The organism is Polynucleobacter sp. UB-Piko-W3, assembly GCF_018881635.1.
Lineage (GTDB): Bacteria > Pseudomonadota > Gammaproteobacteria > Burkholderiales > Burkholderiaceae > Polynucleobacter.
Genome location: NZ_JACVPY010000004.1, coordinates 1 through 25,609 on the forward strand (window position 1 = coordinate 1; position 25,609 = coordinate 25,609).

Below are 25,609 nucleotides of genomic sequence, written 5' to 3' on the forward strand. Positions count from 1 at the left end.
TTGGATGGCGCTTGCATGGTTTACTGTGCGGTAGGTGGAGTGCAGCCACAGTCTGAAACAGTTTGGCGTCAGGCTAACAAGTATCGGGTTCCACGTTTAGCATTTGTAAACAAGATGGATCGCACTGGCGCGAACTTCTTCAAGGTCTATGACCAAATGAAGACCCGCCTTAAGGCAAATCCAATCTTGATCCAGATTCCAATCGGCGCAGAAGAAAACTTCAAAGGCGTTGTCGATTTGGTAAAGATGAAAGCAATCTACTGGGATGAGGCTTCACAAGGTACTAAATTTACTTACGAAGAGATTCCTGCTGAATTGCAAGCTTCTGCTGAAGAGTGGCGCGAAAAAATGCTCGAAGCTGCTGCAGAGAGCTCAGAAGAGTTGATGGAAAAGTATCTCGGCGGCGAAGGCTTGACCGAAGAAGAAATTAAAGGCGCATTGCGTCAACGCACTATTGCTAATGAAATCGTTCCAATGTTGTGCGGAACCGCTTTCAAAAATAAAGGCGTTCAAGCAATGTTAGATGCAGTAGTTGAGTTGTTACCATCTCCTTTAGATGTTCCCCCAGTGCCTTGCGAATTGGAAGACGGCACACCTGCTACACGTGAAGCATCTGATAGCGCGAAGTTTTCCGCATTAGCATTTAAGATTATGACTGACCCATTCGTTGGCCAGCTCATTTTCTTCCGCGTTTACTCAGGCGTAATGAAGTCTGGCGACACCATCTACAACCCAATTAAGGGTAAGAAAGAGCGTGTTGGTCGTTTGTTGCAGATGCATGCAAATCAACGTGAAGAAATTAAAGAAGTTTACGCAGGGGATATCGCTGCTGCAGTTGGTCTGAAAGACGCAACGACTGGTGAAACATTGTGTGATCCGGATAGCATCGTGATTTTGGAGCGCATGGTATTCCCAGAGCCGGTGATCTCTCAAGCTGTTGAGCCAAAGACTAAAGCTGACCAAGAAAAAATGGGCCTTGCTTTGAATCGCCTGGCACAAGAAGATCCTTCTTTCCGCGTGAAGACTGATGAAGAATCAGGCCAAACAATTATTTCCGGAATGGGCGAGCTCCACTTGGAAATTTTAGTTGATCGTATGAAGCGTGAGTTCAGCGTTGAAGCAACTGTTGGTAAGCCACAGGTTGCCTACCGCGAAACGATTCGTAAGGTTTGCGAAGAGATCGAAGGTAAGTTTGTTAAGCAGTCTGGTGGTCGCGGTCAGTATGGCCACGTGGTGCTCAAGCTTGAGCCGCAAGCGCCAGGCAAAGGTTTTGAATTCGTTGACGCTATTAAAGGCGGTGTAGTTCCACGTGAATACATTCCGGCAGTAGAAAAAGGAATTATCGAAACATTGAACTCCGGTATTTTGGCTGGCTATCCAGTGGTTGATATCAAAGCAACCTTGTTCTTTGGCTCTTACCATGACGTTGACTCCAATGAAAACGCATTTAAGATGGCGGGTTCAATGGCGTTTAAAGATGGTATGCGCAAAGCATCTCCAGTATTGCTTGAGCCAATGATGGCTGTTGAAGTAGAAACTCCAGAAGATTTCATGGGTAACGTAATGGGTGACCTCTCATCACGTCGTGGAATATTACAAGGTATGGATGACATTCCAGGCGGTGGCAAGATCGTTCGCGCTGAAGTGCCGTTAGCAGAGATGTTTGGCTATTCAACTGGCTTACGCTCGCTGACCCAAGGTCGCGCTACCTACACTATGGAATTTAAGCATTACACCGAAGCACCTAAGAACGTTGCTGAAGCAGTCATGGCTGCTAAAGCGAAGTAATTTATCCACATTATTTTGAATATTGACTAGCTAAAGAAGGCAGACAAAAATGGCAAAAGAAAAATTTGAGCGGACAAAACCGCACGTAAACGTAGGCACCATCGGTCACGTTGACCACGGTAAAACCACACTAACTGCAGCGATTGCAACCGTGCTCTCTAAGCAATTTGGTGGCGAAGCAAAAGCATACGATCAGATCGATGCTGCTCCAGAAGAAAAAGCCCGCGGTATTACGATTAATACAGCGCACGTAGAGTATGAGACAGCTAATCGTCACTATGCTCACGTTGATTGCCCAGGACATGCTGACTATGTAAAGAACATGATTACTGGTGCTGCGCAGATGGACGGCGCAATCTTGGTTTGCTCTGCTGCTGACGGCCCAATGCCACAAACGCGTGAGCACATCCTCTTGGCACGCCAAGTAGGTGTTCCTTACATCATCGTGTTCTTAAACAAATGCGATATGGTTGATGATGCTGAATTGCTCGAGTTAGTTGAAATGGAAGTTCGTGAACTTCTGTCTAAATATGACTTCCCAGGCGATGACACACCCATCATCCAAGGTTCTGCTAAGTTGGCGTTAGAAGGCGACGAAGGTCCATTGGGTAAAGAAGCCATCATGAAATTGGCTGAAGCACTCGATAGTTACATCCCAACTCCAGAGCGTGCGATTGATGGCGCCTTCTTGATGCCAGTAGAAGACGTGTTCTCGATCTCTGGTCGCGGTACTGTTGTTACCGGCCGTATTGAGCGCGGTATTGTGAAGGTTGGCGAAGAGATCGAAATCATCGGTATCAAGCCAACATTGAAAACGACTTGTACAGGTGTTGAAATGTTCCGCAAATTGCTCGACCAAGGTCAAGCTGGCGATAACGTTGGTATCTTGTTACGCGGTACAAAACGTGAAGAAGTTGAGCGCGGCCAAGTATTGGCTAAGCCAGGTTCAATCACACCACATACTCACTTTACAGCCGAGGTATATATCTTGGGTAAAGATGAAGGTGGTCGTCATACTCCATTCTTTAACAACTATCGTCCCCAGTTTTACTTCCGTACTACGGACGTAACCGGTTCAATTGAGTTGCCAAAAGATAAAGAAATGGTGATGCCTGGTGATAACGTCACGATTACTGTAAAACTCATCGCACCAATCGCGATGGAAGAAGGTTTACGTTTTGCGATCCGCGAAGGTGGCCGTACTGTTGGCGCCGGTGTGGTTGCAAAGATTTTGGCTTAAGTAGTAGAAGTAAATAATATTTAGCGGTTTGCTAACCGGTGACGTCAGTGCTGCTGATGTCACCGTGCTCTTTAGATGTATAACGTGGCAGCACCACACCGCTCTTTGGAATTAATATGCAAAACCAAAAAATTCGTATTCGCCTTAAAGCATTTGATTACCGTTTAATCGACCAGTCTGCTGCTGAAATCGTTGACACAGCTAAGCGTACTGGTGCAGTTGTTAAGGGTCCAGTACCTTTGCCAACCCGTATTGAGCGTTTTGATATCTTGCGTTCACCACACGTGAACAAGACATCCCGCGACCAATTAGAGATTCGCACCCATCTTCGTTTGATGGATATCGTTGATCCTACAGAGAAAACGGTTGATGCTTTGATGAAATTAGACCTTCCAGCAGGCGTGGACGTCGAAATTAAGTTGCAGTAATTTCTTGTTTCCGGTCTTTTCGCTTGTCAAGACTGGCATTTCAGGATAGAATCTAAGGCTTCGCTCAATTATTTGGGCGAAATTATAGGTTTTATCAGCATTAAAAACGTCGTAAGTTATTGATTTAGAAGTACTTTTACTTGTAAATCACTTAAATTAATTTTGCCGACCAATCGAAGTCGGCGTGGAGCATGAATATGAGCTTAGGCTTAATCGGCCGCAAGGTCGGCATGACCCGTCTATTTACGGACGAAGGGGATTCAATTCCTGTGACCGTAATCGACGTGAGCGATAACAGAATCGCTCAAATCAAGACCCAGGCAACTGATGGCTATGACGCTATCCAGTTGGCACATGGCACACGTAGAGCTACTCGCGTTACCAAATCAATGGCTGGTCACTTTGCTAAAGCAGGTGTGATGGCTGGTAATGGGCTTAACGAGTTCCAATTAGACGCAGCAAAAATCGCTGAAATGACACCAGGACAAGTCATTACTGCTGAAGCTGCTTTTACAACAGGCCAAAAAGTAGATGTGCAAGGCGTATCTATCGGTAAAGGTTACGCAGGCACTATCAAGCGTTATCACTTTGCTTCTGGTCGTGCTTCTCACGGTAACTCTCGTTCACACAACGTACCAGGTTCTATCGGTATGGCACAAGATCCAGGTCGTGTTTTCCCAGGTAAGCGCATGACGGGCCACCTTGGTGACGTTACCAAAACAGTTCAAAATTTAGTCATCGCACGCATTGATGCAGAACGTAATCTCATCATGGTTAAAGGCGCCATTCCAGGTGCCCCAGGCGGTAAGGTCATTGTTACTCCAGCGGTGAAAACACCGTTGAAGAAGAAATAAGGAGAGCGAATATGGAACTTAAGCTTCTCCAAGACAACGGTACTTTAGGTGCGGGCGTACAAGCTTCACCAGAAGTATTCGAACGTGAATATAACGAAGCATTGGTACACCAAGTTGTAGTGGCTTATCAAGCAAATGCACGTAGTGGTAACCGTGCACAAAAAGACCGTGAGCAAGTTAAGCACACAACTAAGAAGCCTTGGCGCCAAAAAGGTACTGGTCGTGCACGTGCCGGTATGAGCTCTTCCCCGCTGTGGCGTGGAGGTGGCCGTATATTCCCGAATTCTCCAGAAGAGAATTTCAGCCAAAAAGTAAACAAGAAAATGTACCGCGCTGGTATGAGATCTATTTTGTCTCAGTTGGCACGCGAAGGTCGTTTGAATGTGGTTGATCAATTTAATCTTGATGCTCCTAAGACCAAAGCATTAGCTGAGAAAGTTAAAGCAATGGGCTTAGATTCAGTCTTGATCATTGTTGATCAGGTTAGCGAGAATTTGTACTTGGCATCACGCAACTTGCATAAGGTTGCCATCTGTGAGCCACAGCATGCTGATCCATTAGCTTTGGTTCAATACAAAAAAGTATTGGTAAGCAAGGCTGCGATCGCAAAAATTGAGGAGTTGCTGAAATGAGCCAAGTCCGTAAAAACGATCACAACCTGATGAAGGTTCTGCTTGGTCCTGTTATCTCTGAAAAAGCGACAATGGTTGCAGAGAAAAACGAACAAGTAGTTTTCCAAGTAGCTCGCGACGCAAACAAGAGCGATGTAAAACAAGCAGTTGAATTGCTCTTTAAGGTGCAAGTTGACTCAGTTCAAATTGTGAATCAAAAGGGTAAGCCTAAGCGCTATGGCCGTTTTGAAGGTCGTCGTGACCACACTAAGAAGGCCTATGTGAATTTGAAGCCAGGTCAAGAGATTAACTTTGAAGCGGAGGCGAACTAATCATGCCTTTGATGAAGACAAAACCGACCTCACCAGGTCGTCGTTCAATGGTCAAGGTGGTCAATCCTGATCTGCATAAAGGTAAGCCTTTTGCAGCGTTGGTAGAGCCACAATTCCAAAAAGCAGGTCGTAACAATAATGGTCACATCACTACCCGTCATAAGGGTGGTGGTCATAAGCATCACTATCGTGTTGTGGATTTCAAGCGCAACGACAAAGATGGCATTCCAGCAAAAGTTGAACGCTTGGAATACGATCCAAACCGCAGTGCCAATATTGCATTGATTGTGTTTGCCGATGGTGAGCGTCGTTATATTCCAGCTGCTAAAGGCATGACTGTTGGCCAGGCAATCATGAATGGTTCAGAAGCACCAATTAAATCTGGTAATAACTTGCCGATTCGCAATATTCCAGTGGGTAGTACTATTCACTGCGTTGAAATCCTCCCAGGCAAAGGTGCTCAAGTAGCGCGCTCTGCCGGCGGTTCTGCAGTATTACTAGCTCGCGAGGGTGTATACGCTCAAGTGCGTTTGCGCTCTGGTGAAGTTCGCCGCGTTTTAATTGATTGCCGCGCCACAATTGGTGAAGTTGGCAACGAAGAGCACAGCTTGCGTGTTATTGGTAAAGCTGGCGCAAATCGCTGGCGTGGTATTCGCCCAACCGTTCGTGGTGTGGCAATGAACCCAGTTGATCACCCACACGGTGGTGGTGAAGGTAAGACCGGCGAAGGCCGTGTACCTGTATCTCCATGGGGCACTCCAACCAAAGGTTATCGTACACGTCGTAACAAGCGTACAACATCGATGATCGTTCAACGCCGTCAAAAGCGCTAAGCGATTAAGGAAAAATAGATATGACACGTTCAGCTAAAAAAGGCCCATTTTGCGAAGCCAGCTTAGTAAATAAAGTTGAAGTCGCACAAGCCAATAAAGACAAAAAGCCGATCAAAACTTGGTCACGCCGTTCAACGATTCTTCCAGACTTTATCGGTCTGACAATCGCTGTTCACAACGGTCGTCAACACGTTCCGGTTTATGTATCAGAAAACATGGTGGGTCATAAGTTAGGCGAATTTGCCTTGACCCGTACTTTCAAAGGTCACGCTGCTGACAAGAAAGTTGTGAAGAAGTAAGGGGATGATGATGGAAGTTAAAGCTATTCACAAGAGCGCCCGCATTTCAGCGCAAAAGACACGTTTGGTCGCTGATCAAATTCGTGGTTTGCCGATTGCTCGCGCATTAAACATTTTGAATTTCAGCCCTAAGAAAGCTGCCTTCATTGTGAAAAAAGTAGTTGAATCAGCGATTGCAAATGCTGAGCACAATAAAGGCGCAGATATTGATGAGCTCAAGGTATCAGCGGTCATCGTTGATAAAGGAACATCCTTGAAACGTTTCACAGCACGCGCTAAGGGTCGTGGCAATCAAATTGAAAAACAAACTTGTCACATTAGCGTGACCTTGAGTAACTAAGGAAAGATATGGGCCAAAAGATAAACCCCACCGGATTCCGACTCGCGGTAACGAAGAATTGGACATCACGTTGGTATGCAAACAATACTGACTTCGCAAAGATGCTTAAAGAGGACGTAGATGTCCGCATCTATCTGAAGAAGAAGTTAAAGAATGCATCTGTTAGCAAAGTCGTGATTGAGCGTCCTGCGAAGAATGCACGTATCACCATCTATAGCTCACGTCCAGGCGTGGTAATTGGTAAAAAAGGCGAGGATATTGAAGTTCTCCGTCGTGAACTCCAAAAGCGTATGGGTGTTCCAGTGCACGTGAATATCGAAGAAATTCGTAAGCCAGAAGTTGATGCGCAATTGATCGCTGACTCCATTACCCAGCAGTTAGAAAAGCGCATCATGTTCCGTCGCGCAATGAAGCGTGCAATGCAAAGTGCAATGCGTCTTGGGGCACAAGGGATCAAGATCATGTCATCTGGTCGCTTGAATGGTGCTGAGATTGCTCGTCGCGAATGGTACCGTGAAGGCCGTGTTCCACTTCATACATTGAAGGCTGATATTGATTACGCAACATCAGAAGCTGAAACAACCTACGGCATCATCGGTGTAAAAGTTTGGGTTTACAAAGGCGATACATTGGGTCGTGGTGCAGAAGCTCAAGTGGCTACTCCATCTGCTGAACCAGCTGCCGAAGAAAAGAAAACTCGTCGTGCTCCAGGCAAAACAGCTGCTCGTAAACCAGCTGCCGGAACCGACAAGCCGTTAGTTGCTGCTAAGCCAGCAATCAAGCGTGTGCGTAAGGTTGAAGCACCTGCCGCAGATACGCAGAAGTCAGGAGAGTAAGCATGCTGCAACCAAAGCGTCGCAAGTATCGTAAGGAACAAAAAGGCCGTAACACTGGCGTGGCAACACGCGGTAGTTCTGTAGCCTTTGGTGACTTTGGATTGAAGGCCGTTGGCCGTGGTCGTTTAACTGCTCGTCAAATCGAGTCAGCACGTCGCGCAATGACCCGTCACATTAAACGTGGTGGCCGTATCTGGATTCGTATTTTCCCAGACAAGCCAATTTCACAAAAACCTGCTGAAGTCCGTATGGGTAACGGTAAAGGTAACCCAGAGTACTACGTAGCAGAAATTCAACCAGGCAAAGTGCTTTACGAGATGGACGGTGTAGATGAGACTTTGGCGCGCGAAGCTTTCAAGCTTGCTGCAGCTAAGTTACCTTTACAAACCACTTTCGTGATTCGCCACTTAGGTTGATCGGGATAGAGATTATGAAAAATAAAGAATTAGCAGCTAAAGATCTGACTGGCTTGAATGCAGAATTGACAGAGCTCTTAAAGACTAACTTTAAGCTCCGTATGCAAAAAGGTACTCAGCAACTCACTAATACCAGCCAATTGGGTAAGACTAAGCGCGACATTGCTCGTGTGAAGACTTTTATTACCCAAAAGACTGCACAGAAATAAGGAAAAAGGGATATGACAGAATTATCTAAACCCTTGCGCCGCACCCTCGTGGGCCGTGTTGTTAGCGACAAAATGCAAAAAACTGTGACGGTGTTGGTTGAGCGTCAAGTTAAGCATCCGGTGATTGGTAAGTACGTTGGCCAGTCCAAAAAGTACCATGCTCATGACGAAGCTGGTACATACAAGATGGGTGATACCGTTGAAATTGCTGAATCTAAGCCAATTTCACGTACTAAATCTTGGGTTGTGACCCGTTTAGTAGAGGCTTCAAAAGGTATTTAAGGGATTTTGGTGGAAATTTCCCCCAAATCCCTGTTTTACGTAGTAGAATAGAAGGCTTCTCTGGTTTTATTGGAGAAGCAGTGTTTTTCATTAATTCCGGGTTTTAGCTTTCGTTAAAGCCCCTAGACGGAACCAAGACTGTTTGCCTTTGGCTAATAAGTTGGGGATTAGAAATGATACAAACCGAAAGTAGATTGCAGGTCGCCGACAACACAGGCGCCAGTGAAGTTTTGTGCATCAAGGTATTGGGCGGCTCTAAGCGTCGTTACGCCAGTATCGGTGATGTCATCAAAGTCAGCGTTAAGTCAGCTGCTCCACGTGGCCGTGTAAAAAAAGGTGATATTTATAACGCTGTAGTGGTGAGAACAGCTAAGGGTGTTCGCCGTCCAGACGGTTCATTGATTAAGTTCGATGCAAACGCTGCGGTATTGCTCAATGCTAAGTTAGAGCCAATTGGCACACGTATCTTTGGACCAGTTACACGCGAATTGCGTACTGAAAAGTTCATGAAGATCGTTTCTCTCGCCCCAGAAGTGATTTAAGAGGCTGATATGAAAAAGATTCGTAAAGGTGATTCCGTAGTTTTGTTGACTGGCCGCGATAAAGGCAAGCAAGGAACTGTAACGGACGTTCTCGAGAACAAACTAGTGATCGAAGGCGTGAATATTTATAAAAAGAGCGTTAAGCCAAACCCAGCTGCTGGCGTCACCGGCGGCATGATTGACAAGACGATGCCTGTTCACATTTCTAATGTGGCTTTGGTTGACGGTAACGGCAAACCATCACGTGTTGGTATCAAACTCGTTGACGGTAAAAAACAGCGTTTCCTCAAAACTACTGGCGCAACATTAAGCGCATAAGGGGCACGGAGAAATTATGAGCACACGTTTTCAAGAACACTATCAACAAAAAGTTGTTGCTGATTTGATTACCAAGTTTGGTTACAAGTCTGCAATGGAAGTTCCGCGCATTACCAAAGTAACCCTGAATATGGGCTTGGGCGATGCAGTGAACGACAAGAAAATTATCGAAAATGCAGTTGGCGATTTAACTAAGGTTGCAGGCCAAAAGCCGGTAGTAACTAAAGCTAAAAAAGCGATTGCAGGTTTCAAAATTCGTCAAGGCTACCCAATCGGTGCCATGGTGACATTGCGTGGTCAACGCATGTACGAATTCTTGGATCGTTTTGTTACTGTTGCATTGCCACGCGTACGTGACTTCCGTGGCATCTCCGGTAAAGCATTTGACGGCCGTGGTAATTACAACATCGGCGTTAAAGAGCAGATCATTTTCCCTGAAATCGAATACGACAAGATTGATGCCCTGCGTGGTCTCAATATCAGTATTACGACGACTGCTAAAACCGACGAAGAAGCAAAAGCTTTGTTGGCAGCATTCAAATTCCCTTTCCGCAATTAAGAGGCTAACGTGGCAAAACTATCCCTGATTGAGCGCGAGAATAAGCGCGCAAAAACTGTAGAGAAGTACGCTGTAAAGCGTGCTGAACTCAAAGCGATCATTGCTGATCAATCCCGCAGCGATGAAGAGCGCTATGAGGCTCGCTTGAAGCTACAGGCACTTCCACGTAACGCAAGCCCGATTCGTCAAAGAAATCGTTGTTCATTAACCGGTCGCCCACGTGGCACATTCCGTAAGTTCGGTTTGGCTCGTAGCAAGATTCGTGAAATCGCCTTCCGTGGCGAAATCCCCGGTTTAACCAAGGCCAGCTGGTAAGCGGCGAAAGAATTAGGAGAACTCATGAGTATCAGCGATCCAATCGCCGACATGTTGACCCGGATCCGCAATGCGCAAGCAGTGCAGAAGCCCGTAGTCTTGATGCCGTCGTCAAAAGTTAAAGTAGCCATTGCAAAAGTATTGCAAGATGAAGGCTATATCGAAAGTTTTGAAATCAAAGGTGAAGCCGCTAAGCCAGTGCTCCACATTGATCTTAAATACTACGCAGGCCGCCCTGTTATTGAGCGTATTGACCGTGTATCAACACCAAGTCTACGTATCTATAAAGGTCGCCATGACATTCCAGAAGTAATGAATGGCTTGGGCATTGCAATTATTTCAACCCCTCAAGGCGTAATGACAGACCGTAAAGCACGTGCAACAGGCGTGGGCGGCGAAGTTATTTGCTACGTAGCTTAAGGAGCGAAATATGTCCCGCGTAGGCAAATCACCAATTACAGTTCCAAAGGGCGCTGAGATCAGCATCAACGGTGCAAACATTACTGTTAAAGGCCCATTGGGTACCTTGACACATAACTTGCATCCTTCTGTTGGTTTGAAACAAGCAGATGGCGTATTGACAGTGGTTGTTAATAACGACTCACCGGAAGCTGGTGCACAGTCAGGTACAGCACGTGCTTTAGTTAACAACATGGTTGTTGGCGTAACTGCTGGCTTTGAGCGCAAGCTCAGCTTGGTAGGCGTTGGTTACCGTGCTGCTGCACAAGGCGAAACATTGAAGTTGCAGTTAGGTTTCTCACACGACATTATTTATAACCTACCAAAGGGTGTAAAAGCTGAGACTCCAACGCAAACCGAAATCATTATTAAAGGCTTCAACAAGCAGCAAGTTGGCCAGGTCGCAGCTGAAGTTCGTGCTTACCGTTCACCAGAGCCATACAAAGGCAAGGGTGTTCGATACGTCGACGAAGTTGTGCATCTAAAAGAAACTAAGAAGAAGTAAGCGAGATTAGAAAATGAATAAAGACGAATCCAGACAAAGACGTGCTCGGCAGACTCGTATTCGCATTGCCGAAGCATTGGCAAATCGCTTAACAGTTATCCGTAGCAATTCACATATTTCTGCGCAGGTTTATAGCCCATGTGGAACCAAAGTTGTAGCAGCTGCTTCAACAATGGAAAAAGATTTGCGCCAAGCAATCAAAAATGGCGGCAACGCTGAAGCTGCAAAACAAGTTGGCAAGTTAGTTGCTGAGCGTGCTGTTAAAGCAGGCATTGTTGATGTTGCTTTTGATCGTTCCGGTCATCGTTATCACGGCCGTATTAAGGCCTTAGCTGAAGCTGCGCGTGAAGCCGGCCTGAAGTTCTAATAGGGTTTAGGAAAAAACATGGCAAAAATGCAAACTAAGATGCAAAACGAAGAGCGTGATGATGGTCTTCGCGAGAAGATGATCGCTGTTAATCGTGTTACTAAAGTGGTTAAGGGTGGTCGTATTCTCGGCTTCGCTGCACTCACTGTAGTTGGCGATGGCGATGGCCGCATCGGCATGGGTAAAGGAAAATCAAAAGAAGTTCCAGTTGCCGTTCAAAAGGCAATGGACGAAGCTCGTCGCAAGATGATCAAAGTTTCCTTGCGTAAAGGTACTTTGCAACACACTGTTACTGGTCAACATGGCGCATCACGCGTTTTGATTTCTCCAGCTAAAGACGGTACAGGAATTATTGCTGGTGGCCCAATGCGCGCGATTTTCGACGTAATGGGCGTAACTAACGTTGTTGCTAAGTCACTCGGTTCTACAAACCCATACAACTTAGTTCGCGCAACGATTGATGGTTTAAGCAAGATGAGTACTCCTGCTGAGATTGCCGCTAAGCGCGGTAAGTCAGTTGAAGAGATTCTCGGCTAAGACTAAAAGATTAGGAATCTACAAATGACAAAATCTAACTCTAAAGTCAAACTGCAGCTAGTACGCAGCTTGATCGGTACACGCGAAAGCCATCGTGCAACTGTCCGTGGCTTAGGCCTTGGTCGCATCAATTCTGTTTCTGAATTGGAAGACACACCAGCTGTACGCGGCATGATTAATAAAGTTTCTTATCTAGTTAAAGTCCTTGGTTAATAACTAGCAAGTAAATAGGCGAATAATATGCAACTTAATACACTGAAACCCGCAGAGGGCTCCAAGAAAAATCGTCGTCGCGTTGGTCGCGGCATTGGTTCTGGTCTTGGTAAAACTGCTGGCCGTGGTCACAAAGGTCAAAAATCCCGTTCCGGTGGTTTCCACAAGGTTGGATTTGAAGGCGGTCAAATGCCGATGTATCGTCGTTTGCCAAAACGCGGTTTCGTATCTTTAACACGTCGTCACGTTGGTCAAATCACTTTGAACGACTTAGCAAAAATCAATTTGCCAGAAGTAGACTTGTTGGTTTTAAAAGCACATGGTTTTGCTGGTGAACAAATCAATTCAGTTAAGGTTGTTAAAACTGGCGAACTCAAGATTGCTGTAACCCTCAAAGGTATTACAGCTACTGCCGGCGCAAAAGCAGCTATCGAAGCGGCTGGCGGCAAATTGCTTGAAGTAGCTTAATAGGTCCTTTTTACTGAATATGGCATTAGCACCTACCACTAACCTAGGCACTGCAGCGGCAGGAGGCAAGTTTGGCGAATTACGTCAACGCTTGATTTTCTTGGTGTTGGCTTTGCTCGTGTTCCGTTTGGGTGCCCATATTCCAGTTCCAGGCATTGATCCTGACCAATTGGCTCAGTTATTTGCAGATCAAAAAGACGGTATCTTGGGGATGTTCAACTTGTTCTCGGGCGGCGCTTTATCGCGCTTCACTGTATTTGCCTTGGGAATCATGCCTTATATCTCTGCATCGATCATCATGCAGTTAATGACCATTGTTCTCCCATCTTTAGAGGCTCTGAAAAAAGAGGGCCAAGCAGGTCAACGTAAGATTACTCAGTACACCCGTTATGGCACCGTACTATTGGCGACTTTCCAGGCTTTGGGAATCTCAGTTGCTTTGCAAGCTCAGCCTGGCTTGGTATTAAATCCAGGTTTGATGTTTGAACTCAATACTGTTGTGACCTTAGTCACTGGTACGATGTTCTTGATGTGGCTTGGTGAGCAAATTACTGAGCGCGGCCTTGGCAATGGTATTTCTATCATTATTTTTGGCGGCATTGTTTCTGGATTGCCAAGCGCATTAGCTAGCTTGTTAGAGTTAGTTCGTACTGGCTCGATGAATATTATTTCTGCATTGCTCATCGTTGTGATTTGCGTGGCAGTGACCTATTTTGTAGTGTTTGTAGAGCGCGGTCAGCGCCGTATCTTAGTGAACTACGCTAAGCGTCAAGTAGGCAACAAGGTTTATGGCGGTCAATCTTCCTACTTCCCATTGAAGTTAAATATGGCAGGCGTTATTCCTCCTATTTTTGCTTCTTCAATTATTTTGTTCCCTGCAACGATTGCTGGCTGGTTTACATCAGGCGAGCCAACTAATATGTTCAGCAGAATTATTAAAGACTTGGCTGCTACTTTGGCCCCAGGTCAACCCGTGTACACCATTCTGTATGCGGCAGCAATTATCTTCTTCTGCTTTTTCTATACCGCTTTGGTATTTAACAGCCGTGATACTTCTGAGAACCTCAAGAAGAGTGGTGCGTTTGTTCCCGGTATTCGTCCAGGTGACCAAACGGCACGTTATATCGATAAGATCTTGGTGCGTTTGACATTGGCTGGTGCAATTTATATGGTTTTGGTTTGCTTGTTGCCAGAATTTTTAGTGTTGAAGTACAACGTGCCGTTTTATTTCGGCGGTACTTCCTTGTTGATTATTGTTGTTGTTGCGATGGATTTCATGGCTCAGGTTCAGTCATACGTAATGCAGCAACAGTATGGCTCTTTGATGAAAAAAGCCAACTTTAATATGGGCGCCTAACTGAATGTCTAAAGACGATGCAATTCAGATGGCGGGTGAGATTGTTGAGAATTTGCCGAACGCAATGTTTCGCGTGAAGCTTGAAAACGGACATGTAGTTCTAGGGCACATTTCTGGAAAGATGCGGATGCATTACATCCGTATTTTGCCGGGAGATAAGGTAACAGTGGAGATGACTCCTTACGACCTGACGCGCGCCAGAATTATATTCCGGGCGAAGTAAAGATTTAGTAGTACCTATTTTTAAGAGGTGAGTTATGAAAGTTTTAGCATCCGTTAAGTGTATTTGCAGAAATTGCAAGATCATTAAGCGCAAACGTGTTGTGCGTGTGATCTGTTCTTCAGACGCACGTCATAAGCAGCGTCAAGGCTGATCTAGTTAATTAAGAGGAAATCTCATGGCACGTATCGCTGGGGTAAACATCCCAAATCATCAACACACTGTCATTGGTTTGACAGCAATTTTTGGCATTGGCACAACTCGTGCTCGCAAAATTTGCCAAACCACAGGTGTTGCTATTGATAAAAAAATCAAAGATCTTACTGACGCTGACTTGGAAAAGTTGCGTGATGAAGTAGGTAAGTTCATCACCGAAGGTGACCTTCGTCGCGAAGTAACTATGAGCATCAAGCGTTTGATGGACTTAGGTTGCTACCGTGGCGTACGTCATCGTAAGGGCCTGCCTGTACGTGGACAGCGTACTAAGACCAATGCACGTACCCGTAAGGGCCCACGCAAGTCTGGCGTGCAACTGAAGAAATAATCAAGAAAGTTTATTGACATGGCAAAACAACAATCCGCTTCTGCTGCTTCACAGCGCACGCGCAAGAAGGTTAAAAAGAACGTTGCTGACGGTATCGCGCACGTTCACGCTTCTTTTAACAACACCATTATTACGATCACTGATCGTCAAGGAAATGCGCTTTCATGGGCAACCTCTGGCGGCCAGGGCTTCAAAGGTTCCCGTAAATCAACACCTTTTGCTGCTCAGGTAGCCGCAGAAGTTGCTGGTAAGGCAGCTGTTGAATGCGGTATCAAGAACTTGGAAGTTCAAATCAAGGGTCCAGGCCCAGGTCGTGAATCAGCAGTTCGCGCATTGAACTCTTTGGGAATCAAGATCACTGAGATTCAAGACGTCACTCCAGTCCCACATAATGGTTGCCGTCCTCCAAAGCGTCGTCGTATTTAAGCTGTGGAGTTAGTAGTAAAAAGTTGAGTAGTTTTTTATTAAAAGCCCACTGTTCATCTGATTTAAAGGGTGAACTCACCGCTGGTCGCAAGACTGCGGCAAAGAAAGGAAAGCATCGTGGCACGTTACTTAGGGCCTAAGGCCAAATTAGCACGTCGGGAAGGTACCGACTTATTTTTAAAGAGCGCACGTCGCGCCCTGTCAGACAAGTGCAAGTTAGATACTAAGCCTGGTCAACATGGTCGTACGTCTGGCTCAAGAACATCAGATTACGGTAATCAATTGCGTGAAAAGCAAAAGGTTAAACGTATCTACGGCATTTTAGAGCGTCAATTCCGTCGTTACTTCGCAGAAGCTGAGCGTCGTAAGGGCAATACTGGTGCAACATTGCTCCAGTTGCTTGAGTCACGTCTAGACAATGTGGTTTATCGCATGGGCTTTGGTTCAACACGCGCAGAAGCACGTCAGTTGGTTTCTCATTGCGCAATTTTGCTCAATGGTAGTCCAGTGAATATCCCATCCATTCAAGTTAAGCCTGGTGATGTGGTTGCTATCCGTGAAAAAGCGAAGAAGCAAACACGTATTACAGAATCACTCAATTTAGTTCAGCAAATGACTGCTATCAGCTGGGTTTCAGTTGACGCAGGCAAGCTGGAGGGAACGTTCAAGCAAGTGCCAGACCGCGAAGAAATTAGCGGTGAAATTAATGAAAGTTTGATCGTTGAATTGTATTCACGCTAATTAGGCACTATCAAGGAAAAAATATGCAAACAAATTTGCTCAAGCCAAAAATTATTTCTGTTGAAGCGCTTTCCGCCAACCAAGCTAAGGTTGTTATGGAGCCGTTCGAGCGTGGCTATGGCCACACACTCGGAAATGCATTACGTCGTGTACTTTTGTCCTCGATGGTTGGTTATGCGCCAACTGAAGTAGCAATTGCAGGTGTAGTTCATGAATATTCCACCTTAGATGGCGTTCAAGAGGACGTAGTTAATCTCCTGCTCAATCTCAAAGGTATCGTATTTAAGTTGCAGTCACGTGATGAAGTGACTATCAATTTGCGTAAAGAAGGCCCAGGCGTCGTTACAGCAAAAGATATCGATTTGCCACACGATGTAGAAATCATTAATCCTGATCATGTGATCGCTCACTTATCTGCAGGTGGTAAGTTAGATATGCAGATCAAGGTTGAAAAAGGCCGTGGCTATGTCCCAGGTAACGTGCGTCAATACAACGACGAAACTACTAAGATCATCGGTCGTATCGTATTGGATGCCTCATTTAGCCCAGTAAGTCGTGTTAGCTATGCTGTTGAATCTGCTCGTGTTGAACAACGTACCGACCTCGATCGTCTCGTAATGACTATCGAAACAAACGGAGTATTGTCGCCTGAGGAAGCAATTCGTCAAGCAGCAACTATTTTGGTTGACCAGTTGGTTGTATTCGCAGCTCTTGAGAGTAGCGAAGTTTCTGGCGATCTCGCACCAAGCCGCTCTTCAATGGTTGATCCAATGTTGATGCGTCCGGTTGATGATCTCGAGCTCACAGTTCGCTCTGCAAACTGCTTGAAGGCTGAGAATATTTACTACATCGGTGACTTGATTCAACGTACAGAGAATGAATTGTTGAAGACGCCTAATTTGGGTCGTAAGTCTTTGAATGAAATTAAAGACGTATTGGCTGCTCGTGGCTTAAGTCTTGGCATGAAACTCGAAAGCTGGCCTCCAGCTAACCTTGAGAAATAATTAGAAAGGAAGCATCATGCGTCACGGAAACGGCTTACGCAAACTCAATAGAACATCTTCACATCGCTTGGCGATGCTGCGCAATATGTCCAATTCTCTTTTGGAGCACGAAGTGATTAAAACCACTTTGCCAAAGGCAAAAGAATTGCGCATGGTTGTTGAGCCTTTAATTACCTTAGGTAAAAAAGATAACTTGGCAAACCGTCGCTTGGCATTCAATCGCACACGTGATCGCGATATCGTGACTAAACTCTTCACAGAGCTTGGTCCACGTTATGCAACGCGTCCGGGTGGCTACCTTCGTATTTTGAAGTTTGGCTTCCGTCATGGCGACAATGCGCCAATGGCACTGGTTGAGTTGCTTGATCGTCCAGAGGTTGATGAAACAGCAGCTACGGTTGAAGAGGCTTAAGTCTCACAGCCATTTCAAAAGCCAGGCTTCGGTCTGGCTTTTTTCATTAATAGGTTTATAAATACGGTATGCCTCAAAACCTCTCAGTCAATTCCAATCAGCTTCTGGTAGTGGTGACTGCTCTGCCGAGTATAGAGGCTGCTACAACCTTAGCTAAAGCCCTGATTGAGGCACATCTTGCTGCCTGTGTTCAGATGAATGAAGGAATTTATTCAATCTATCGTTGGGAAGGAAGGGTTTGCGAGGAGCAAGAAGTTCTCTTGTCTGCAAAAACGATGTCTCATCAATGGGAAGAGATCTGCGCATTCATCAAAGAAAGTCATCCTTATGGGCTGCCTGAGATTTTGGCTTTTTCACCAGAGCAATACGACCAGCAATATGGTCAGTGGGTTGGCTCTGAGGTAAATTCAAAGATATGAGATTGTCTTATTTTCTGACAAATTTTTTTGGGCTATTACTGCTCTTATCGACGCATGTATTTGCAGCGCCAGATTTTTTGCCGCCAGAAAAAGCGTTTCGGGTAGAGGCAACTTGGTTACAAAATTCTAATCAGCTTGAGATTGAATTTATTCCTGCTAAGGGTTATTACATCTATCAGGAATCGCTTAAATTTGATGTAGGCGTAGAGGATTCTAAGCTATATAAAATAAGCCCCTCACTGCCATTGGGCATTGAAAAGTTTGATGAAACTTTTCAGAAAAAAATGCAGATTTATAAGCAGCCATTGATAGTGCTGTTGGATGTAAAGCCAGAAGTAGGAAAACCACTTCATATTGAAGTTGGTCTACAGGGCTGTGCAGAAGCCGGTATTTGTTATCCACCCATGACTTTAAAGTTTTTGTTAGCTGCGCCTGGTGTTAAAGCAGCACCAATACCAAAAGCTTTTGAAGGTTCACAAAATATAGCCCAATCCAAAGTCGAATTCAGTTTGGCCGATTTGTGGCGTGATCGAGATGACATTAATGCGATTAGCCGCTTTTTAGCAAACACGTCTACAGCTTATTTATTCTTGGCTTTCTTTGTGTTGGGCCTTGCATTGGCGTTTACGCCTTGCGTTTTACCAATGCTCCCGATTCTCTCTAGCGTGATCTTTGGTTCGCAAGGTGGTAAAGCGATTTCTAAGGGGCGTGCAAGCCTCTTGGCACTCTCTTATGTGTTGGGTATGGCCATGGTCTATGCCTTGGCAGGAACCTTGATGGCTGCTTTAGGGGGTAGCGTACAAAGGGTTTTACAAAGCCCAGTTGCATTGGCTGCCTTTGCTTTATTGCTATTGGCCCTCTCAGGGAGCTTATTTGGGTTGTATGAGCTACGTTTACCGCATTCATGGCACCAGCAGGTTGATCGTCTGGCAGGACGTCAAAAGGGCGGTAGCGTCTTTGGTGCCTTCGCTTTAGGCGGAATCTCTACTTTAGTCGCAAGCCCCTGTATCACGGCACCATTGGCAGGCGTATTAGCATTTATTGCCCAAACTGGATCTATGTCCTTAGGTGCTGGATTGCTTTTTGTCATGGCCTTGGGAATGGGCTTGCCGCTCCTCTTCATTGCCATTGAGGCCCGCGTTTTGATTCCTTCGACCGGTATTTGGATGGTTTGGTTACAGCGCACCTTGGGGGTGTTGCTCGTGGCAACCGCAGCCTGGATAGCATCTCCATTGCTGGGGCAGAAGGATGTCAGTGGGTCTGTAAAAATAATCAATGGACAAAAAATTCATCAAGTTGGTGATTTGTCTTTCGCAGTGATTCACTCTCTGGAAGAGCTTGATGCACAACTTCGTCAAGCAAAGCAAGAGAAAAAATTGGTGTTACTCGATTTTTATGCAGATTGGTGCATCAGCTGTAAAGAGATGGAGATCAATACTTTTGCCAACTCAGAAGTGAGTAAAGAATTAAAACAATTTATTTTGTTACAGGCTGATGTGACAAAGAATAGCCCTGACAATCAAGCTTTAATGAAGCGCTTTGGTTTATTCGGCCCGCCAGGTATTTTGTTCTTCAATCTCAACTCTGAAGAACAAAAAGATCAGCGCGTGATTGGCTATATGCCACCCCAACGCTTCATTGACCGCCTACAAAAGTTACCTTAGAGCTAGTTCATGCCCAGAATACATTCTATTTATATAGCTTCTCAGGCCGGGGAGTCAATGAATAAAAGGGAGAGCGTAAGACTAATTGTTGGGGCAGGAATTGAGGGCGATAGATATGCGCTTGGTATCGGCGCATTCTCAGGTTCAATTCCAGCAAAGGTCAGAGATGTATCGCTCATTGCGTTGGCCGGAATTGAAGATGCTAATCAAGAGCTAGAGGCAAGTGGATTAGAGGCCTATCTTGCTAGTGAGACTAGAAGAAATATTGTCATTGAGGGTATGAGTTCGGATGCTCTCAATCAATTAATTGGAAAGGAGTTCTCTCTAGGCTTCATTAGGCTGAGGGCCACAGAGTTGTGTATTCCTTGCGAGCGCCCAGCAAAACTGAGTGAAAAACCAAACTTTTTATCAGCTTTTAAAAACAGAGGCGGCATTAGAGCTCAAGTTTTAGACTCTGGCGATATCAGAGTTGGCGACCAGCTCAATGAAGCCTTACTTGCCTGACTTAATGAGTCTTGCAGCTTCGAGTGCAAAGTAAGTCAGAATGCCATCTGCACCAGCCCGTTTAAATGCCAGTAAAGATTCCATCATCACAGCGTCGTGATCTAGCCAGCCATTTTGTGCAGCAGCTTTGAGCATGGCATATTCACCGCTCACTTGATAGGCATAAGTGGGGTAATCAAATTCTTCCCTAACGCGACGCAGGATATCTAAATAGGGCATTCCGGGCTTAACCATGACCATGTCTGCGCCCTCACTAATATCGAGGGAAACCTCCCGCAAAGCTTCGTTGCCATTGGCGCAATCCATTTGATAGGTTTTTTTGTCTGCTTTGCCCAGGTTCTTGGCTGAGCCTACGGCATCTCTAAATGGGCCATAAAACGCAGAGGCGTATTTAGCTGAATAAGCCATGATGCGCGTATGAATCAATTTCTTTTGTTCGAGCGCTTCCCGAATTTTTCCGATGCGCCCATCCATCATGTCTGATGGCGCAACGATATCTACACCAGCTTCCGCTTGAGTGGTTGCTTGTTGTACTAAGATCGCAGTAGTCTCATCGTTAAGTATGCGACTTTGTTCATCGAGGACGCCGTCTTGGCCATGGCTGGTATATGGGTCAAGCGCAACGTCCGTCATGATGCCTAAATTAGGAAAGCGTTTTTTGAGTTCGCGAACCGCGTTAGGAATGAGACCATTTGGATTAAAGGCTTCTCTGCCATCAGGTGTTTTTAATGCTGTATCAATCACCGGAAATAAAGCTAAAACTGGAATGCCTAAATCTACACATTCTTGTGCAACATTAAACAGTAAGTCTAATGAAACACGATTGACACCTGGCATCGAAGCAACTGCCTCGGATTTACCTTTGCCCTCTAGTAAGAACACAGGGTAGATCAAGTCATTTGCAGAAAGACTATTTTCTTGCATGAGGCGCCGCGACCAATCATCACGACGCATGCGGCGTGGGCGGTGCCCTGGAAAGTTGAGCAAAGAGTTAGTTGGTGATTTCATCTTCGTGGGTTTCTGGTTCAAATAGCCATTTAATAATTAAATTATCTGCCTCTTCAAGGCCAATCCGTTTTGTACTTGAAAATAATTGTGCCGTAAGTTGCTTAGAGTGACCAGTACCGTCTGGCAACGCCGGGTCGTATTGTTGTAATTGCTTCTGAACAGCCTCAAGAGCATGTTTGCACTCACTTTTATTGAGTTTGTCGCATTTGCTCAGCAAAATATGGATCGGTTTACCGGTAGGTACAAACCACTCAATCATTTGCTCATCCAGGTCGGTGATGCCGCGCCGGGCATCCACAATGAGAACCATGCCGACTAGTTGCTCACGTTCCTGAAGATAGTCACTGAGAAGGCTATTCCAGTGATATTTAGTCTCATGGTTGACCGCGGCATAGCCGTAGCCTGGTAAGTCCACTAGATAGGCTAAAAGCTCATCTTTGGCGAAAAGCCCGAAGTAGTTGATGTGTTGGGTGCGACCAGGCGTTTTACTGGCAAAAGCAAGCCTTTTTTGATTGCATAGAACGTTAATAGCGCTGGATTTACCAGCATTTGAGCGGCCAGCAAATGCCACCTCACGCAAAGGTGTGGCGGGCAGGTAATGGGTGTCATTGACTGTGGTGGCGAATCGGGCTTGAAAGAGTTTAGACATGTCCTGAAGCTATTGTAAAATCATGAAATAATTCATGGTGTTGGGTAAAAGAGTTGTAAATATAGGGCCCAAACACTTTTAGGAATTTTTGCCAAGGTAAACATAATGCGTCAAAGCTCCAAAATCTCCAAATTAACTGGTTTGCGTGCTAGTTTTGCGGTTCTCTCTATTTTCGCTCTGATAGGTATTTCTGGAGCTGCTATGGCCGCCGATCCAGCTCCAATGCCTCCAGCTCAAGCCAAGGCTGGAGTGCCAGGCAAGCCAAAGGTTGATCCTGTTGCTGGCGAGGCTCTTTACTCTAATGGGGATGCAAAACGTGGCGTTACAGCTTGCATTACTTGCCATGGCCCTAAAGGTCAAAGCGCAGTCAGTGCCTGGCCTAAGTTATCTGCACAACATGCTGCATACACAAATAAGCAATTGAAAAACTTCAAAGAGGGTAGTCGTGCTAACCCGATCATGATGGGTATGGCTGCGGCATTGACTGAGGAAGATATGCAAAATATTTCTGCATATTTAGTGAAGCAGCCTCTTTCGCAGGGGGTAGCTCAAAACAAAGAAACTATTGAATTAGGTCAAAGTATTTATCGTGGCGGTATTGCTGCAAAAGGCGTTCCAGCTTGCGCTGCATGCCACAGTCCAACCGGCGCCGGTATTGCCGCTCAATATCCACTCTTAGGTGGCCAATGGGCTGATTACACGAATGCGCAGCTGATCGCATTCCGTGAAGGTGTTCGTAAAAATAGCAGCCAAATGACTGCCATTGCCACTAAGCTTTCTGATGCAGAAATGAAGGCAGTTTCTGATTACATGGCTGGCTTACATTAAGAAATGATTCTCAGCTTCAAATAAAAACCCCGCTCAGGTGGCGGGGTTTTTATTTTGCTTCCATTTCCAAGAAATTACTTTGGCAAGATGGTTTCGCTTGCAAATAAGTCAGATGTTTTTTCACGCGCACGAATGACGTAAACATTTTTTCCATCAACCATAATCTCAGCTGGTTTTGGGCGAGTGTTGTAGTTAGATGCCATGACAAAACCATAAGCCCCAGTTGAAAGAATTGCTAGAAGATCGCCTTCTTCCACAGCAAGTTTGCGATCTCTTCCCAACCAGTCGCCAGACTCGCAGACTGGCCCTACAACATCATAGATCGAGCTCTTAGCTTCTTTCGTTTGAACGGGAACAATGCCATGATGCGCTTCATATAAGGCTGGACGCATCAACTCTGTCATAGCGGCATCAACAATGCAGAAGTTTTTCTCGGCACCAGGTTTAAGGTATTGAACGGTGGTGAGGAGCACGCCAGCATTGCCTACTAAGGATCTGCCAGGCTCTAGAACAATATCTAAATGAGCAAAGCCACGCCCCGCTACATGGTTTAAAAGTGCATTCGTGAAATCGGTAATATCGGGCGGTGTTTCATCGCTATAGGAAATTCCGAGGCCACCACCTAAATCAAGATGGTGAATCACAATACCTTCCTTCTGAAGCTGCTCTACTAAGTCTAAAACTTTATCCAAAGCGTCTAAGTAGGGCGCAGTAGTAACAATTTGAGAGCCAATATGACAATCAATGCCCACCACATCAATCTGTGAGAGTTGACTAGCCTCACGATATGTTTTTAAAACTTCGTGATACGCAATGCCAAATTTATTTCCTTTTAAGCCAGTGGAAATATAAGGGTGTGTTTGTGCATCGACATCTGGATTTACGCGTAAAGATACTGGCGCGCGGCAGTTTAGCTTGTTAGCAACACGATTAATATTATGCAGTTCGGCAGTTGACTCAACGTTGATGCACTTAACTCCAGCCTCTAGAGCTGCAGCGATTTCAGTAGCGGATTTTCCGACGCCGGCAAATACGAGGCTTTTAGGATCGGCACCGATTGCTAATGCACGCGCTAATTCTCCGCCGCTCACTAAGTCAAACCCTGCACCAAGTTTTTTAAAGCAATCAATCACTGCCAGATTGCTATTTGCTTTCATGGCGTAATGTACGCGTGCGCGACGTTTGCCTTTGTTATCAATGCAGGCCTTGTCATAAGCTTGGTAAGCTTCAGTCAGAGCTTTCTTGCTGTAGACATAAAGTGGCGTACCAAATTCTTTTGCTAAATCCGCCAGCCGAACTTCTTCAGCGTGCCAATTACCTTCGCGTTCAGTAAATCCAGATAATGGTGGAAGTGGAATTGCTTTACTTGTCATTGCTTTGCCGGTGATGAATTGCTGGTACTAGCAGGGTTTTGTGGTGGATAGAGCCTGCCTTTAGGTTCCAGCTCTGTAGGGGCTGGTGGCGCACTGGGTGGATTTGGCATATACAAAGGACCCCTAACCCCACATCCAACTAGGGCTATTAGTAGGGCAATGCCAAAGGCTCTATTAAGAATCGATATCATGAATGTCTCTAAAACGAATGATTGAATATAGCATGCAGGACTCTGGAATGAATCCAAATAATTTGACCGTGGAAGCCATTGATGACAAGCAGTTTCATCAGCTAGGCAGCAATTTATTGCAGTCTATTGAAGTAGCCTTGGAGGCTGCTGATGACGAATTGGATCTGGATTTAGATGTGGAACGCCAAGGCGGGAATGTCATCAATATCCGCTTTAGGGATAAAAGCGTAATTGTGGTCAATACCCAGCCACCTTTACACGAAATTTGGGTGGCAGCGAAGTCTGGCGGTTATCACTACCGTTGGGCAGGCACCATGGCAACGCCTTTGTGGCTCGATACCAAAACTGGCCGAGAGCTCTTAAATGATTTGACGCAGTTTGCTAGTGCTCAGGCTGGTCAGGCTGTGAAGATTGGGCTGATTAAACCTTAAGTCTTTAGGCTGCACCAGTAGCAGATAAAGTTTCGATCACTTGGGTATCAGGTACGCTCTTAATTTGAGCCTTACCCATCTTCTCTAGGATGACGTAGCGAATTTGGCCGCCCTCAGTTTTCTTATCCACTTGCATCAGCTCCATATAACGTTCTGCGCCAAATTTAGGTGGAACAGTAGGCAGATTCATTGATTTGATAATCTTGGTGAGACGTTCGAGCTCAGCTTTGCTAATGAGGTTTAAACGGTAAGATAAGTCAGCACCCATCACCATGCCGCAGCCAACAGCTTCCCCATGAAGCCATTCGCCATAACCCATGCCAGCCTCTATCGCATGTCCAAATGTATGGCCAAAGTTGAGAGTTGCACGAATGCCGCCCTCTCTCTCATCTGCGGAAACTACTGCAGATTTAATTTCACAAGAACGCAGTACTGCATGTCCCATAGCGTTTGTATCGCAGGCCAGCAATGCCCCTGTATTTGTTTCAATCCAATCTAAAAATTGAGCATCAGCAATGGCACCATGTTTTACCACTTCGGCAAGGCCTGCTGAGAGCTCTCTCGGTGGCAAAGTTTTTAGTGTGTTGAGGTCTGCAATTACCGCAACAGGCTGATGAAATGCCCCAATCATATTCTTACCCAAAGGGTGATTGATGCCAGTTTTACCGCCAACTGAAGAATCAACCTGGGCCAATAAGGTCGTTGGTACTTGAATGAAGCGAACGCCACGCATGAAGCTGGCGGCAGCAAAGCCTGTCATGTCGCCAATCACACCACCACCTAAAGCAATCAACATAGTTTGCCGATCGGCGCCAAACTTTAAAAGATCATCAAAAATAAGCTGAAGATTTTTCCAGTCTTTATAGGACTCGCCGTCCGGAAGGGTGATCGTTCTAAGGGACTTACCAAATACCTCTAAGGTCTTAGTCAGGCGGGCTGCATAAAGCGGCGCAACTGTAGTGTTAGTAACGATATAAATTGAAGTGGATTTTTCACAGGCGCTAAACAAGCTGGCTTGATCAATGAGATCGCTGCCAATATAGATTGGATAGCTACGGTTACCAAGATCAACTTCAAGTGTTTTCAT

General features: G+C 45.6%; 41 protein-coding genes. 36 read left to right on the forward strand and 5 right to left on the reverse strand.

What is annotated here, in order from left to right; all coding sequences use genetic code 11:
* The 34 genes from fusA to ICN31_RS09445 form a co-directional block, all read left to right on the forward strand.
* On the forward strand, positions 1–1,788 hold a 1,788-nt coding region (gene fusA, locus ICN31_RS09280), incomplete at its 5' end, for an elongation factor G (RefSeq protein ID WP_216260905.1).
* 49 nt (positions 1,789–1,837) lie between these two features.
* The gene (gene tuf, locus ICN31_RS09285; protein ID WP_088525598.1) at positions 1,838–3,028 is read left to right on the forward strand and encodes an elongation factor Tu; all 1,191 of its coding nucleotides are present in this window, start codon (positions 1,838–1,840) and stop codon (positions 3,026–3,028) included.
* Between the two features lie 116 nt (positions 3,029–3,144).
* Positions 3,145–3,456 (forward strand): 30S ribosomal protein S10, encoded by a 312-nt coding sequence (gene rpsJ / locus ICN31_RS09290; protein WP_011901899.1) that lies wholly within the window; start codon positions 3,145–3,147, stop codon positions 3,454–3,456.
* A gap of 197 nt (positions 3,457–3,653) precedes the next feature.
* A complete protein-coding gene (gene rplC / locus ICN31_RS09295; RefSeq protein WP_088525886.1) occupies positions 3,654–4,310 on the forward strand; it encodes a 50S ribosomal protein L3 in 657 nt (218 codons plus the stop codon).
* Positions 4,311–4,321: 11 nt separating this feature from the next.
* The gene (rplD, locus tag ICN31_RS09300; protein ID WP_216260907.1) at positions 4,322–4,942 is read left to right on the forward strand and encodes a 50S ribosomal protein L4; all 621 of its coding nucleotides are present in this window, start codon (positions 4,322–4,324) and stop codon (positions 4,940–4,942) included.
* Complete coding sequence (rplW, locus tag ICN31_RS09305; protein ID WP_068947693.1) at positions 4,939–5,253, forward strand: 50S ribosomal protein L23; 315 nt, start codon at positions 4,939–4,941, stop codon at positions 5,251–5,253. Before rplD ends, rplW begins: the two co-directional genes overlap by 4 nt.
* 2 nt (positions 5,254–5,255) lie before the next feature.
* Positions 5,256–6,086: a 50S ribosomal protein L2 gene (gene rplB / locus ICN31_RS09310; RefSeq protein ID WP_216260909.1), complete on the forward strand. Its 831-nt coding sequence runs from the start codon at positions 5,256–5,258 to the stop codon at positions 6,084–6,086.
* Between the two features lie 20 nt (positions 6,087–6,106).
* The gene (gene rpsS, locus ICN31_RS09315) at positions 6,107–6,385 is read left to right on the forward strand and encodes a 30S ribosomal protein S19 (protein WP_088525610.1); all 279 of its coding nucleotides are present in this window, start codon (positions 6,107–6,109) and stop codon (positions 6,383–6,385) included.
* A gap of 7 nt (positions 6,386–6,392) precedes the next feature.
* Positions 6,393–6,725, forward strand: coding sequence for a 50S ribosomal protein L22 (gene rplV, locus ICN31_RS09320; RefSeq protein ID WP_215358374.1), 333 nt, complete (start codon positions 6,393–6,395; stop codon positions 6,723–6,725).
* Between the two features lie 8 nt (positions 6,726–6,733).
* Complete coding sequence (rpsC, locus tag ICN31_RS09325) at positions 6,734–7,561, forward strand: 30S ribosomal protein S3 (RefSeq protein WP_216260912.1); 828 nt, start codon at positions 6,734–6,736, stop codon at positions 7,559–7,561.
* A 2-nt stretch (positions 7,562–7,563) separates the two neighbouring features.
* Entirely contained in the window at positions 7,564–7,977 is a 414-nt protein-coding gene (gene rplP / locus ICN31_RS09330) for a 50S ribosomal protein L16 (protein ID WP_071464443.1), read from the forward strand.
* Positions 7,978–7,991: 14 nt separating this feature from the next.
* Positions 7,992–8,186, forward strand: coding sequence for a 50S ribosomal protein L29 (gene rpmC / locus ICN31_RS09335; protein WP_088525613.1), 195 nt, complete (start codon positions 7,992–7,994; stop codon positions 8,184–8,186).
* Between the two features lie 12 nt (positions 8,187–8,198).
* Positions 8,199–8,468, forward strand: coding sequence for a 30S ribosomal protein S17 (rpsQ, locus tag ICN31_RS09340; RefSeq protein ID WP_011901909.1), 270 nt, complete (start codon positions 8,199–8,201; stop codon positions 8,466–8,468).
* A 173-nt stretch (positions 8,469–8,641) separates the two neighbouring features.
* The gene (rplN, locus tag ICN31_RS09345) at positions 8,642–9,010 is read left to right on the forward strand and encodes a 50S ribosomal protein L14 (protein ID WP_011901910.1); all 369 of its coding nucleotides are present in this window, start codon (positions 8,642–8,644) and stop codon (positions 9,008–9,010) included.
* 9 nt (positions 9,011–9,019) lie between these two features.
* Positions 9,020–9,328 carry a 50S ribosomal protein L24 gene (gene rplX / locus ICN31_RS09350; RefSeq protein ID WP_088525614.1) on the forward strand — a complete coding sequence of 103 codons (309 nt, stop codon included), beginning with the start codon at positions 9,020–9,022 and terminating at the stop codon, positions 9,326–9,328.
* A 16-nt stretch (positions 9,329–9,344) separates the two neighbouring features.
* Positions 9,345–9,887, forward strand: coding sequence for a 50S ribosomal protein L5 (gene rplE, locus ICN31_RS09355; protein ID WP_088525615.1), 543 nt, complete (start codon positions 9,345–9,347; stop codon positions 9,885–9,887).
* 9 nt (positions 9,888–9,896) lie between these two features.
* Complete coding sequence (rpsN, locus tag ICN31_RS09360) at positions 9,897–10,202, forward strand: 30S ribosomal protein S14 (RefSeq protein WP_011901913.1); 306 nt, start codon at positions 9,897–9,899, stop codon at positions 10,200–10,202.
* Positions 10,203–10,226: 24 nt separating this feature from the next.
* Positions 10,227–10,622, forward strand: coding sequence for a 30S ribosomal protein S8 (rpsH, locus tag ICN31_RS09365; RefSeq protein WP_011901914.1), 396 nt, complete (start codon positions 10,227–10,229; stop codon positions 10,620–10,622).
* 10 nt (positions 10,623–10,632) lie between these two features.
* Positions 10,633–11,166, forward strand: a complete 534-nt coding sequence (rplF, locus tag ICN31_RS09370; RefSeq protein ID WP_088525616.1) for a 50S ribosomal protein L6 — start codon at positions 10,633–10,635, stop codon at positions 11,164–11,166.
* Positions 11,167–11,179: 13 nt separating this feature from the next.
* A complete protein-coding gene (gene rplR, locus ICN31_RS09375; protein ID WP_088525617.1) occupies positions 11,180–11,533 on the forward strand; it encodes a 50S ribosomal protein L18 in 354 nt (117 codons plus the stop codon).
* 18 nt (positions 11,534–11,551) lie between these two features.
* Entirely contained in the window at positions 11,552–12,070 is a 519-nt protein-coding gene (gene rpsE, locus ICN31_RS09380) for a 30S ribosomal protein S5 (RefSeq protein ID WP_068947703.1), read from the forward strand.
* A gap of 24 nt (positions 12,071–12,094) precedes the next feature.
* The gene (rpmD, locus tag ICN31_RS09385; RefSeq protein ID WP_088525618.1) at positions 12,095–12,283 is read left to right on the forward strand and encodes a 50S ribosomal protein L30; all 189 of its coding nucleotides are present in this window, start codon (positions 12,095–12,097) and stop codon (positions 12,281–12,283) included.
* Positions 12,284–12,310: 27 nt separating this feature from the next.
* Positions 12,311–12,751, forward strand: coding sequence for a 50S ribosomal protein L15 (gene rplO / locus ICN31_RS09390; protein ID WP_088525619.1), 441 nt, complete (start codon positions 12,311–12,313; stop codon positions 12,749–12,751).
* Positions 12,752–12,770: 19 nt separating this feature from the next.
* Positions 12,771–14,108, forward strand: a complete 1,338-nt coding sequence (gene secY, locus ICN31_RS09395) for a preprotein translocase subunit SecY (protein ID WP_216260915.1) — start codon at positions 12,771–12,773, stop codon at positions 14,106–14,108.
* 4 nt (positions 14,109–14,112) lie between these two features.
* Positions 14,113–14,331, forward strand: a complete 219-nt coding sequence (infA, locus tag ICN31_RS09400) for a translation initiation factor IF-1 (RefSeq protein ID WP_088525621.1) — start codon at positions 14,113–14,115, stop codon at positions 14,329–14,331.
* Positions 14,332–14,365: 34 nt separating this feature from the next.
* The gene (gene rpmJ / locus ICN31_RS09405; protein ID WP_012357167.1) at positions 14,366–14,482 is read left to right on the forward strand and encodes a 50S ribosomal protein L36; all 117 of its coding nucleotides are present in this window, start codon (positions 14,366–14,368) and stop codon (positions 14,480–14,482) included.
* A gap of 24 nt (positions 14,483–14,506) precedes the next feature.
* Complete coding sequence (rpsM, locus tag ICN31_RS09410) at positions 14,507–14,872, forward strand: 30S ribosomal protein S13 (RefSeq protein WP_088525622.1); 366 nt, start codon at positions 14,507–14,509, stop codon at positions 14,870–14,872.
* An 18-nt stretch (positions 14,873–14,890) separates the two neighbouring features.
* A complete protein-coding gene (rpsK, locus tag ICN31_RS09415; protein WP_088525623.1) occupies positions 14,891–15,298 on the forward strand; it encodes a 30S ribosomal protein S11 in 408 nt (135 codons plus the stop codon).
* Positions 15,299–15,415: 117 nt separating this feature from the next.
* Positions 15,416–16,039 (forward strand): 30S ribosomal protein S4, encoded by a 624-nt coding sequence (gene rpsD / locus ICN31_RS09420; protein ID WP_216260916.1) that lies wholly within the window; start codon positions 15,416–15,418, stop codon positions 16,037–16,039.
* Positions 16,040–16,062: 23 nt separating this feature from the next.
* Complete coding sequence (gene rpoA, locus ICN31_RS09425) at positions 16,063–17,043, forward strand: DNA-directed RNA polymerase subunit alpha (RefSeq protein WP_088525625.1); 981 nt, start codon at positions 16,063–16,065, stop codon at positions 17,041–17,043.
* Positions 17,044–17,059: 16 nt separating this feature from the next.
* Positions 17,060–17,455 carry a 50S ribosomal protein L17 gene (rplQ, locus tag ICN31_RS09430; protein WP_088525626.1) on the forward strand — a complete coding sequence of 132 codons (396 nt, stop codon included), beginning with the start codon at positions 17,060–17,062 and terminating at the stop codon, positions 17,453–17,455.
* A 68-nt stretch (positions 17,456–17,523) separates the two neighbouring features.
* Positions 17,524–17,874, forward strand: coding sequence for a divalent-cation tolerance protein CutA (gene cutA, locus ICN31_RS09435; protein ID WP_216260921.1), 351 nt, complete (start codon positions 17,524–17,526; stop codon positions 17,872–17,874).
* A complete protein-coding gene (dsbD, locus tag ICN31_RS09440; protein ID WP_216260923.1) occupies positions 17,871–19,538 on the forward strand; it encodes a protein-disulfide reductase DsbD in 1,668 nt (555 codons plus the stop codon). Before cutA ends, dsbD begins: the two co-directional genes overlap by 4 nt.
* 57 nt (positions 19,539–19,595) lie before the next feature.
* On the forward strand, positions 19,596–20,042 hold the full coding sequence (locus ICN31_RS09445; protein WP_255530997.1) for an MOSC domain-containing protein: 447 nt from the start codon (positions 19,596–19,598) through the stop codon (positions 20,040–20,042).
* Here ICN31_RS09445 and hemB read toward each other — a convergent pair.
* Positions 20,031–21,050: a porphobilinogen synthase gene (gene hemB / locus ICN31_RS09450; protein ID WP_370624332.1), complete on the reverse strand. Its 1,020-nt coding sequence runs from the start codon at positions 21,048–21,050 to the stop codon at positions 20,031–20,033. The genes ICN31_RS09445 and hemB overlap by 12 nt on opposite strands.
* Entirely contained in the window at positions 21,034–21,699 is a 666-nt protein-coding gene (gene yihA, locus ICN31_RS09455; protein WP_216260928.1) for a ribosome biogenesis GTP-binding protein YihA/YsxC, read from the reverse strand. The genes hemB and yihA overlap by 17 nt, the downstream gene beginning before the upstream one ends.
* 105 nt (positions 21,700–21,804) lie before the next feature.
* Here yihA and ICN31_RS09460 point away from each other — a divergent pair, with 105 nt between their 5' ends.
* Positions 21,805–22,527, forward strand: a complete 723-nt coding sequence (locus tag ICN31_RS09460; RefSeq protein ID WP_216260930.1) for a cytochrome c — start codon at positions 21,805–21,807, stop codon at positions 22,525–22,527.
* Between the two features lie 74 nt (positions 22,528–22,601).
* Here the strand turns inward: ICN31_RS09460 and lysA are convergent, their stop codons facing one another.
* Together lysA and ICN31_RS10715 are read right to left on the reverse strand one after the other, a co-directional pair.
* Positions 22,602–23,900 (reverse strand): diaminopimelate decarboxylase, encoded by a 1,299-nt coding sequence (lysA, locus tag ICN31_RS09465; RefSeq protein ID WP_216260933.1) that lies wholly within the window; start codon positions 23,898–23,900, stop codon positions 22,602–22,604.
* Positions 23,897–24,091 carry a lipoprotein gene (locus tag ICN31_RS10715; RefSeq protein WP_216260934.1) on the reverse strand — a complete coding sequence of 65 codons (195 nt, stop codon included), beginning with the start codon at positions 24,089–24,091 and terminating at the stop codon, positions 23,897–23,899. The genes lysA and ICN31_RS10715 overlap by 4 nt, the downstream gene beginning before the upstream one ends.
* Before the next feature lie 47 nt (positions 24,092–24,138).
* Between ICN31_RS10715 and cyaY the strand changes: the two genes are divergently transcribed.
* Positions 24,139–24,522: an iron donor protein CyaY gene (gene cyaY, locus ICN31_RS09475; protein WP_216260936.1), complete on the forward strand. Its 384-nt coding sequence runs from the start codon at positions 24,139–24,141 to the stop codon at positions 24,520–24,522.
* Positions 24,523–24,526: 4 nt separating this feature from the next.
* On the opposite strand, the gene aroB is transcribed toward cyaY, so the two are convergent.
* Positions 24,527–25,609, reverse strand: coding sequence for a 3-dehydroquinate synthase (gene aroB, locus ICN31_RS09480; protein WP_216261169.1), 1,083 nt, complete (start codon positions 25,607–25,609; stop codon positions 24,527–24,529).